The 10,227-nt window shown below is 68.0% G+C and carries 9 protein-coding genes; 7 read left to right on the forward strand and 2 right to left on the reverse strand.

Going from position 1 to position 10,227, the window contains the following annotated elements:
* Positions 1-72 precede the first annotated feature (72 nt).
* From VN779_RS09860 to pth, 3 genes are all read left to right on the forward strand, one after another.
* Complete coding sequence (locus VN779_RS09860; RefSeq protein ID WP_325722155.1) at positions 73-3,675, forward strand: hypothetical protein; 3,603 nt, start codon at positions 73-75, stop codon at positions 3,673-3,675.
* Between the two features lie 228 nt (positions 3,676-3,903).
* Positions 3,904-4,524 carry a 50S ribosomal protein L25/general stress protein Ctc gene (locus VN779_RS09865; RefSeq protein WP_325722156.1) on the forward strand — a complete coding sequence of 207 codons (621 nt, stop codon included), beginning with the start codon at positions 3,904-3,906 and terminating at the stop codon, positions 4,522-4,524.
* Positions 4,525-4,659: 135 nt separating this feature from the next.
* Positions 4,660-5,244: an aminoacyl-tRNA hydrolase gene (gene pth, locus VN779_RS09870; protein WP_325722157.1), complete on the forward strand. Its 585-nt coding sequence runs from the start codon at positions 4,660-4,662 to the stop codon at positions 5,242-5,244.
* Here the strand turns inward: pth and VN779_RS09875 are convergent.
* Together VN779_RS09875 and VN779_RS09880 are read right to left on the reverse strand one after the other, a co-directional pair.
* Positions 5,195-6,103: a hypothetical protein gene (locus VN779_RS09875; protein WP_325722158.1), complete on the reverse strand. Its 909-nt coding sequence runs from the start codon at positions 6,101-6,103 to the stop codon at positions 5,195-5,197. The two genes, pth and VN779_RS09875, sit on opposite strands and share 50 nt — an antisense overlap.
* Before the next feature lie 55 nt (positions 6,104-6,158).
* On the reverse strand, positions 6,159-6,758 hold the full coding sequence (locus VN779_RS09880; protein ID WP_325722159.1) for a SigE family RNA polymerase sigma factor: 600 nt from the start codon (positions 6,756-6,758) through the stop codon (positions 6,159-6,161).
* Between the two features lie 119 nt (positions 6,759-6,877).
* On the opposite strand from VN779_RS09880, the gene hemL reads away from it, so the two are divergent.
* The 4 genes from hemL to VN779_RS09900 all read left to right on the forward strand — a co-directional run.
* Positions 6,878-8,185, forward strand: coding sequence for a glutamate-1-semialdehyde 2,1-aminomutase (gene hemL / locus VN779_RS09885; protein ID WP_325722160.1), 1,308 nt, complete (start codon positions 6,878-6,880; stop codon positions 8,183-8,185).
* Positions 8,186-8,285: 100 nt separating this feature from the next.
* A complete protein-coding gene (locus VN779_RS09890; protein ID WP_325722161.1) occupies positions 8,286-8,951 on the forward strand; it encodes a histidine phosphatase family protein in 666 nt (221 codons plus the stop codon).
* Between the two features lie 64 nt (positions 8,952-9,015).
* Entirely contained in the window at positions 9,016-9,618 is a 603-nt protein-coding gene (locus VN779_RS09895; RefSeq protein WP_325722162.1) for a TlpA disulfide reductase family protein, read from the forward strand.
* Position 9,619: 1 nt separating this feature from the next.
* A partial coding sequence (locus tag VN779_RS09900) for a cytochrome c biogenesis CcdA family protein (protein WP_325722163.1) occupies positions 9,620-10,227 on the forward strand: 608 nt, incomplete at its 3' end.

The following is a 10,227-nucleotide window of genomic DNA, read 5'->3' on the forward strand; positions in this document are numbered from 1 at the left end:
TAGTCCGGCTGCCTTCGTGGCGCATAGGGACTGTTCAGGGGTGGTTTGAGGGTGAACTCGGGGGGTTTGTCCATGCGTTCGTATCGCAAATCCGTGTGGCGCCGGCTGCTTGCCGTTTCGGCCTTGGTCGTCGCGGTGCTCGCGGCGCTGGTTATGCCCATCGGCGCGGCCGGCGCGGCCGTGTCCGGCTCCACTATCAAGCCGGCCGCCGGGAGTTCGGCGCCCGCGGGCGGCGGCACGGCGGCGAAGTCGAAGCCGGCCGTGCCCACGAAGCCGGCGGCTCTGCCCAAGGCGAAGGCTCCGGCGCCGGTCTCGCCAGACGCCGTGCGCAAGGCACGAGCCGCGGCCGCCGCTCACGCGATCGCCGCCAGCACGGTGCCGAACACGTGCAGCGGTGTGATCCAGCCGGACACGATCTATCCGTGTACCGGCAGTGCGGGACCAGACACTTTCACCGCGACGCTCACAAGTACGTCCGACGTGCTGCTCATCGAGGCGATGTCGACGAGCGGCGGCCCCTATGTCTCGGTAACCGGTCCGGACGGCAATCCGGTTACCTGCCAGCAGGGCTACGGCCCGACGCGATGCGCCACGACGGCCGCGGGTGCATACACCTTCCAGGTGTCCAACTCCGGTAGCGATTTCACGCTGGACTACCGTCCGATGCTCTCCGACACGTCCTGTGCGACTGCTGACACCTCGTTCGCCGCGCCGACGATCCAGGGCAACCTCGCGGATGGTTCCGTGGGCGACTGCTACCTTCTGAATCTGCCTTCGAACGCTGTGCTGGACTCCCAGGTCACCGGCGAATATCTCGACTTCTTCGACGCGACAGGCGCGCAGGTCTGCCCGCCGGGCGGCGGCGAGATCTGCACGCTGACCGGCACCGGTCCGTACCGTGCGAACGTGAGCGGCTACTACTCCGCCGCTGCATCGGCGTATCAGCTGCGGCTCAACAGCGTGACGAATCCACAGGGCTGCGTAGCGACGAGTCGGCAGGTCTACGGTCAGGTTCCTGACACCAGTTCGCTGGTCCGTTGCCGCGCGCTGACGGTGACCACGGCAGGCTCGTACCAGGTCTATGCGGTGTGGGATGGCGGTTCGCCGTTCAGCACGCTCTACAACCTCGACGGCTCGGTCGCCTGCACCAACGCCGGACCAAACTGCGCCCTGTCCGCCGGTACGTACAGCTTTGTGATGCAGGAGGACATCAGCAGCACGCTGATCCCGTTCGGCGTCGTGTTCATCGCGGCGAACGAGAGCAGTGGCTGTACCGCGACCGGCGACACGGATTTCGCCACCGGAGCGGTGACCGGCACCTTCACCGGGCTCGGCGAGGAGATCTGCCTGACTCTGCCGACCGCCTCCGGCAAGGCGGACTACGTCCTCAACCAGCTCGCGTCTAGCACGGTCAGTATCCCGGTGATGCAGGTGCTGGATGGCACCGGAGTGCAGCAATGTTCGGACCCTTACTACACGTATGACGTATGCACGCTCTCCGGTACCGCGCCCTTCCGGCTCGTTCTCTCGGATCGTCCGGCAGGGTCGGGCTACAAGGAATTTGTGCAGCGCACCGACTCGACCGCGGGCTGCACGGCGTGGCCGCAATCGGGCTTCGGCGGCTCGTGGGGCGTCCAGACGACGCTTGACCCGAGCCTCTGGGGCAGGTGCTTGACCATCCCGGCGAACGCCCACTCGACCGGTGAGATGATCGACTACGCGAACACCGCGAACAAGGTGAACGCCGGCGTCACCATAAACGATCCGACCGGCAAGCAGATCTGTTTGGGCAACAGCCTCGCGTTCTGCTCGTATCAGGCCGGGATTGCGTACACGGCGCTGCTCATGAGCCCGTCCGGCGCAAGCGACACATACGACTTGGTCCGCCGGGACGTCTCCAGCACGGCGTCTTGTGGCGCGCCGGCCTCGACCGCGGTCGGCGGCCCGTCCTCATCGCTGATGCTGAACTCGGACCTGGACGCCGCCTGCTTCCACGTCGCCGCGGCGGCCACGGACATGTGGTGGACCGACGTGCGGGCGGTCGCGCCGAACAAGGCCAGCGCGGTCCTCGTGGTGACCGATCCGACCGGTAAGATCGTTTGCCGCCAGTGGGGTATGTCCTGCAACGTCACCGGCTCAGCCGGCTATCAGGCCGTGGTGATCGCGTCCGGTTATGAAGGCGTGACCATTCCGGCCCACGTGGACGTCTGGAAGGTGGGCACCGCCGCCGGTTGGGCTCCGCAGTGCACCGCGCACCAACTCTCGGCTACTGGATTCCCGGTCCAGAACCGGACCTTGACTGAAAGCTCGACCGCATATTGCGGCGTGATCTCGATGCAGCCGTCTCAGGCCTTCGGCGTGTACGGATCCGACACGGCTACAGGCGTGAATACCGTCTGGGTCAGCATGTACCTGCCGAGCGACTGGACCAACGGCATCGGGCTTTGCTACGGCGTGAACTACGGGATGTTCGGCTTCAACTGCTCCACGCAGTCGAACGATCCGGCTGGCGATGCCGTGTTCGTGGTATTTCCCGGTATCGCGCCTACGCCGGTCAGTTACACGATGCAGGGCGTAGGGTGCCGCATTGCCTGTAATGGTATTCCGCCGGTGCAGGCGACGATTTCTTCGGTGTCACCGGCTCAGGGAGCGGCTGGAATCGACCGGATCACGATCACCGGGACCGGGCTGACGCTGGGCACGCGGGTGACCTTGGCAAGCAACTACTTGGCCGTAACCAACTACTACGGCAATCGGCCGCTCGCGGTGAGCGCTGATGGTACTTCGCTCACATTGGATCTCGATACGTACAGTGTGACGCCAGGTAAGTACGACATCGTGCTCGACACGTCCAGCTACACGCTCGGAACTCCCTCGCCGGGCTACCTGCCCAACGCGTTCACGGTCACCGCAGCTCCGCCGCCTCCTGCCGCTGGTCTGCTGATGCCGCTGACGCCGACTCGCGTCTTGGATACTCGGCATGGTGTCGGTGCGCCGCAGGCTCGGGTCGCGCCGGGTGGCGTGGTCAAGCTTCAGGTCGGCGGCGTGGCTGGGGTTCCGGCGACGGGCGTGACGGCGGTTGTGATGAACACGACTGTGACTGGTCCTGCTTCGGGTGGCTATGTGACGGTGTTTCCGGATGGTGTGACGCGTCCGACGGCGTCGAGTCTCAATTTCAGTGCTGGGGAGACGATTCCGAACCTGGTCGTGGTGCCGGTTGTGGATGGGAAGGTCGACTTCTACAACGGTTCCGGCGTCGCGCTGGACCTGATCGCCGACATCACCGGCTATTACGCGAGCTCTGGTGCGGCATACCACCCGGCCGGTCCGACCCGGGCGATGGACACGCGCAGCGGGCTTGGCGGTGCAGGCGGAGTGGTCGCGCCGGGATCCGCGGCAGTCCTTCCGATCATGGGTTCGCTGGGGATCTCTCCCGGGAACGTGACTGCCGTCGTGTTGAACGTGACGGTGACCGGTCCTGCAGCCGGCGGATATCTGACGGTGTACTCGGATGGGGCACCGCGCCCGAGCGCGTCGAACCTTAATTTCAGTGCCGGGGAGACGATTCCGAACCTGGTCGTCGTGCCGGTGGTCAACGGGAATATCGACTTCTACAACGGATCGAGCGGCAACGTTCAGATCATCGCGGACGTGGAAGGCTATTTCGCGTCTTAGCCGGTGTAACGCAGCGGGCACGGCCCCGGACCAGCGCTCGTCCGCTGGTCCGGGGCCGTCTTCCAGCTCGGGTAGACTTGCCCGAGTTGCCCGGCGAGGGAGGGGCCCAGGCCCGCTCCGTGATCGACGTGCCGAACGAGGTATCGGGCGAGCGGGTATGGCCCGTCTCCGCCTCGGTGTCGAGTTGCGCCAGATCGCCCAGGCTTCCCGATTCCGAGGAGGAAAACCATGTCTGAAGTCCGCATCAGCGCCGAACCGCGCGACAAGTTCGGCAAGGGCGCCGCGCGCCAGCTGCGCCGCGACGGCAAGATCCCGGCCGTGCTCTACGGCCACCAGGAAGAGGCGGTGCACCTCGCGCTGCCGGAGCACGAGCTCTTCCTCGCGCTCAAGACCCCGAATGTGCTGCTGAACCTGGACCTCGGCAACCGGCAGCAGCTGGCCCTGCCGAAGGCCGTGCAGAAGGACCCGGTGCGCCGCACCATCGAGCACGTCGACCTGCTGCTGGTGCGCCGCGGCGAGAAGGTCACCGTCGAGGTCCCGGTCGTCACCGTGGGCGATGTCGTGGCCGGCGGGCTGCTCGAGCACACGCTGACCGCGCTGTCGATCGAGGCCGAGGCCACGAACATCCCCGGCTCCATCGAGGTCTCCATCGAGGGCATCGAGGTCGGCGGACACGTCCTGGCCAAGGAGATCACCCTGCCGCGCGGCGCCGTACTGGTCACCGACCCGGAGCACGTGGTCGTGCACGTGCTGCCCTCGCCGACCGCCGAGCAGATGGCCGGGGACACCGGCGAGGCCGAGGCCCCGGAGGCCACGGCTGCCGAGCCGGAGACCACCGAAGAGGGCTGAGTCCGCTTCTGAGCGGGAGCAGTGTCGCGTTGGAGCAGTGCCGCACCCCGGACGGTTCGGGGTGCGGCACTGGTCTGTAAGCCCGTACGAGTAAGCGGTGCGAATCAGCTGTAAGGGAAAGGGCCCGGTCGAACGATGGCGGCGGACAATGCACCGTGGCTGGTGATCGGCCTCGGCAATCCCGGCCCGAGTTACGCAGCCACCCGGCACAACGCCGGTTTCCTGGTGGTGGATCTGCTCGCGCAGCGGATGGGCGGCCGATTCAAGGCGCACCGCGGCGGCGTGGACGTGGTGGAGGGCCGGATCGGCGGAACCCGCGTGGTGCTGGGCAAGCCCAAATCCTTCATGAACCTTTCCGGCGGGCCGACCGCCGCGCTGCGCGACTTCTTCAAGGTGCCGGTCGAGCGGATCGCCGTGGTGCACGACGAGCTTGACCTGCCGTACGGCACGCTGCGACTCAAGCGCGGCGGCGGGGACAACGGGCACAACGGGCTGCGATCCATCACCAAGTCGATCGGTACGCGCGAGTACCTTCGCGTCCGGTTCGGGATCGGCCGTCCGCCGGGTCGCCAGGACCCGGCGGACTTCGTGCTCAAGCCGTTCTCCTCGGTGGAGAACAAGGAACTGCCGTTCCACGTGGACCGGGCAGCCGACGCCGTGGAGGCGTTGGTCACGGAGTCGCTGGAGGCCGCGCAGAATCGCTACCACGCGGAGGCGTGACGCTGGCGCCCGGCGTCGGCGGCCTGGCCTGCGTGGAGCCCTGCGCAGCAGTGGCGGTCTGGGTGGCTGTGCGGGTTTGGGTAGCGGTGGCGGGCGGCGTGCCAAGCCATTCGAAGGAGCTGGCCGCGGTGGCGCTCTCAATCAGCTGCTCGTAGGCAGTCGACTCGACGAGCGCAAACAGTTGCTGGTCAGTTGGCGTCGTTCCCTTATCGATCACGACGGAGAGCTGGCCCAGCGACGTGCCGTGCAACCGATACGCCCGCAGACTTCCGCCTTGACCTGCCGAGTGTGCCTGTTCTGCCGCGGTCGCCGTCGCTTCCGAGGTCGCGGTCGCATGCAGGGGCGCGGTCCCGGCCAGCCCCTGACCAATGGGGCTCTCTGTCGCGTGCTCTACCAAGACCCGATCGCCGTCCGCGGTCTTCATCGTGGTGCAACTGACGCCCGGATCGCCGTACATACAGCCGAGTACGCCCGGAACCGAGGCGCTGTCCGGGTTCACCTGGAAGAACATCCGGCCGACGCTCTTGCCGCCCTCGCTGACGACGATGGCTTGGCCGTAATCCGGATCGAGCGCGAGGTGTTGGCCGTTGATCGGCCAGAGGCCGCGGAGGGTGTCGAGGACGTACTGGTTGCTGAAGGCCCGGGGCGTGCTGCCGGCGATGTTCGCGACACCGCCCGCATGTTGTCCGGACAGGACGAATGTGCCGGCGCCGATGACGAGCGCGCTGCTGAGCGCGGCAGCCGCGCAGCGCGTGGCGGTCTTTCTGCGGCGCACGATCCGGCGGGCGGCGGGGGCGAGGTCGGGCAGCGGCGGCAGGCCGTCGGAGGCGGCGTCGAAGAGTTCGTGCAGATTCGGCATGGCGGTTCCTCAGTTCGTTGATTCCGGCGGGGTGAGAATGGGGGCCAGGCCGGCGTCAGGGCTCAGATAGTTCGGTGAACCGGTCGCCGAGCCGCTCGCGTAGCTTGGCGAGCGAGCGCGAACACTGGCTTTTGACGTTGCCGACGCTGCATCCGAGCAGTGCGGCGGTTTCCTCGACGGACAGGTCCTCCCAGTACCGGAGGATGACCATGGCGCGCGGCTTTGTGGGCAGCGAACGCAGCGCGTCGAGCACGACCATGCGTAGCTCGGTCGGGTCGGCGGCAGCCGCTGTGCCCCCGGGCTCGGTCCGCAAAATTGCGTGCGCGGTAACGCTGCGACGCAGCTTGCGCTGCTCACTCAGGAATGCACGCACCAGCGCCTTCTTCGCGTAAGCGTCCGGATTCTCGGCCAGCCGCGCCTTACGCCAGGAGCGCAGCAGCGCGACGAGCGTGGTCTGCACGAGGTCCTGCGCGCGATCGCGGTCACCGCACAGCAGGTAGGCCGTGCGGTAGAGGTGGTTTTGGCGAGCCGCGGCGTAGGTCTCGAAGTCCGGCGGTTGCGGGTCCGGGGGTATAGCTGCGGTGAGTTCGCCGATGTCGCTGCTTTGTTGGGCGCTGCTCTGGTGGGCACCGTTTTCGTGGGCACTGCGGGTCATCACGCAGGGGTCCGTCCTCCCTGGAGGGCGCGAAATTGCTGTCATCCGATCTAGAGCGGGCACGCGCGAGCGGGGTTGCACCGCGCAGTACCGCGCGGCGGTGGTGCGAGGATGGACCGGTGACGTACGACTATGAAGCCCCCGAATCCCAGAAGCTCTTCGACCGCGCGCAGATCGTGACGCCGGGCGGGGTGAACTCGCCGGTGCGGGCGTTTCGCGGGGTCGGCGGGACGCCGCGGTTCATGGTCGCCGGCAAGGGTGCCTACCTCACCGACGCCGACGGGCGCGAGTACGTGGACCTGGTCTGCTCCTGGGGCCCGCTGATCCTCGGACACGCGCATCCGGCGGTGCTCCAGGCGACCTCGGCGGCGCTGCTGCGCGGAACATCCTTCGGCACGCCGAGCGAAGGCGAGGTCGCACTGGCCGAGGAGATCGTGGCCCGGATCGAGCCGGCCGAGCAGGTGCGGTTGGTTTCCTCCGGGACCGAGGCGACCATGTCGGCGATCCGGCTGGCCCGCGGCTTCACCGGTCGTTCGAAGGTGGTCAAGTTCGCGGGCTGCTATCACGGGCACGTGGACGCGCTGCTCGCGGCGGCCGGTTCGGGAGTCGCGACGCTCGGGCTACCGGACACGCCAGGGGTGACGGGGGCTCAGGCGGGCGACACGATCGTGGTCCCGTACAACGACCTCGAGGCGGTGCGGACCGCCTTCGCAGAGTTCGGCGACGAGATCGCCTGCTTGATCACCGAGGCGGCCGCGGGGAACATGGGCGTCGTGCCTCCGCTGGACGGTTTCAACGCGGCTCTGCGGGATCTGTGCCACGAGCACGGCGCGCTGTACATCTCCGACGAGGTGATGACCGGCTTCCGGTCCTCGCGCACCGGTTGGTTCGGCATCGACGGCGTCGTCCCGGATCTGATGACCTTCGGCAAGGTGATGGGCGGCGGCTTTCCCACGGCGGCGTTCGGAGGACGCGCGGACGTGATGGCCCGCCTCGCCCCTGCCGGGCCGGTGTACCAAGCCGGGACGCTCTCCGGGAATCCGGTCGCGACGGCCGCCGGTATCGCGACGCTGCGCAACTGCACTCCCGACGTCTACGACCACCTGGACCGCACGGCGCGCACCATCGCCGAACTCGCCTCCGAGGCCCTGGCGAAGGAAGGGGTCGCCCATCGGGTGCAGTTCGCCGGGACGATGTTCTCGATCTTCTTCACCGACGAGCCGGTCACCGACTACGCGGCGGCGAAGCGGCAGGACACCGAGGTGTTCACGGCGTTCTTCCACGCGATGCTAAGCGAAGGCGTCTACCTGCCGCCGAGCGCATTCGAGGCCTGGTTCGTCTCGGCGGCGCATGACGGCGCGGCGGTGGACCGGATCGCGGCGGCGCTGCCGGTTGCGGCGCGCGCGGCAGCGGCGGTCGGCAGGTGACGAGTCGCCTCGGCACGCCGCTGGGCGCCCGCAGCGCTGAGAATTGGCAGGTCACCGCGATGGAACCAGGCGTAAATCCAACTCGCATAAGATGCGCGGCATGACGCAGATCGATCCCGGCACGCAAACGACGGTCCACCTCATGCGCCACGGCGAGGTGTACAACCCCACCGGGATCCTCTACGGCAGGCTGCCCGACTTCCACCTGTCCGAACTGGGCCGCAAGATGGCCGAGCGGGCCGCCGAGTTCTTCGCGGACCGAGACGTGGTCACGGTGATCGCCTCGCCGCTTGATCGCGCACAGGAGACCGCCGCGCCGATCGCCGAGCGGCTGGGGCTGGATGTCGGCACCGACGAGCGGCTGATCGAGGCCGAGAACTACTTCCAGGGCAAGCGGTTCAGTGTCGGCGACGGCGTGCTCAAGCGCCCCGGCGTGTGGCCACGGCTGTACAACCCGCTGCGGCCCTCCTGGGGTGAGCCCTACGTGGAGCAGGTCGCGCGGATGACAGCGGCGCTGGAAGCCGCGCGGGACAGGGCGGCCGGGCACGAGGCGGTTTGCGTGAGCCACCAGCTGCCGATCTGGGTGACCCGGCTCGCCGCCGAGCACCGCAGGCTGTGGCACGATCCGCGCCGCCGCCAGTGCTCGCTCGCCTCGGTGACCTCGTTCCGGTACGTCGGCGCGCGTCTTGTCGGCATCGACTACCAGGAACCGGCGAAGGATCTGCTGCCGGTCAAGACCACGAAAAAGTTCGTCGCCGGGGCCTGAGTCCCCTGGTAGCCGCGCGGACCCCCGCGGCTTCGGCCGAATCCGCCCGTGCGAGACTCTTCGCATGGTCGTACCCGCCCGTACCTCCCGTTCCTCCCGCCGCGCGGCGGGAGCGCTTGCCGCTGCGCTCGCGGGCGCAGCGCTGCTGGCCGGGTGCACCAACACCACCGGCGGCGGGGGCGACACCGGGTTCGTGGAGTCGTCGGGGACGACCGTCACTTACTACGCCCCGAACCAGCGCACTGCGGTCCCGGACCTGGCCGGCACGACCCTGGACGGTAAGCAACTCGCGCTCGCCGACTACCGCGGCAAGTTCGTCGTGGTGAACATCTGGGGCTCCTGGTGCGGCCCGTGCCGGGTCGAGGCGCCCGCGCTACAGGAGACCTACGAGCAGTACCAGTCCAAGGGCGTGCAGTTCCTGGGCATCAACGCGCGTGACATCAACGCCGCCGCGCTCGCTTTCGTCCGCGACGACCACATCACCTACCCGTCGCTCCAGGACCCGTCCGAGACGCTGCTGCTCGAGTTCAAGACGGTCGTGCCGCCGAGCAACATCCCGTCGAGCATCATCGTCGACCGCACCGGCAAGATCGCGACGCGCATCATCGGCGGTACCACCGAGCCTCAGCTCAAGCAGGCGCTCGACAAGGTCTTAAGCGGGAGCTGATATGTCGGTCGCGTCGCTGATGGCCGGTGGCTCGCTGCTGCTGGCGGTGCCAGTCGCGCTGGCCGCCGGGGCGGTCTCGTTCGCGTCGCCGTGCGTACTGCCGCTGGTGCCGGGCTACCTGTCGTACGTCACGGGAATGTCCGCGCTCGACGCCCAAGACGTAGAGGCACGTAAGGCCGCACAAGCTTGCGCGCAGGACGAGGAGCGCGAAGCCGACGCGGGCGCGGGGCAAACGCAAACGCTGACCAAGAAGCGAACCGTCGTCGGCGAACGACGCTCGCTGCGCGGCCGCACCGTCCTCGGCGCGAGCCTTTTCGTCCTCGGCTTCACGGCCGTATTCGTATCGGCCGGCGCGGCCTTCGGCTACGCGGGCTCGAACCTGATTCAGCATGAGCGGGTGCTGGAGGAGGTCTTCGGCAGCCTGGTCATCCTGCTCGGGTTGTTCTTCGCGGGCGCGATGCCGCAACGCTGGTCGGCCTGGCTCCAGCGCGACGCGCGGCTGCACTACCGACCGGCCGCCGGGTTGGTCGGCGCGCCGCTGCTCGGCATGGTGTTCGGCATCGGCTGGACCCCGTGTCTCGGCCCGACGCTAGCCGCGGTCCAGACCCT

Source organism: Actinocrinis sp. (assembly GCF_035605935.1).
In the GTDB taxonomy this organism is placed as follows: domain Bacteria; phylum Actinomycetota; class Actinomycetes; order Streptomycetales; family Catenulisporaceae; genus Actinocrinis.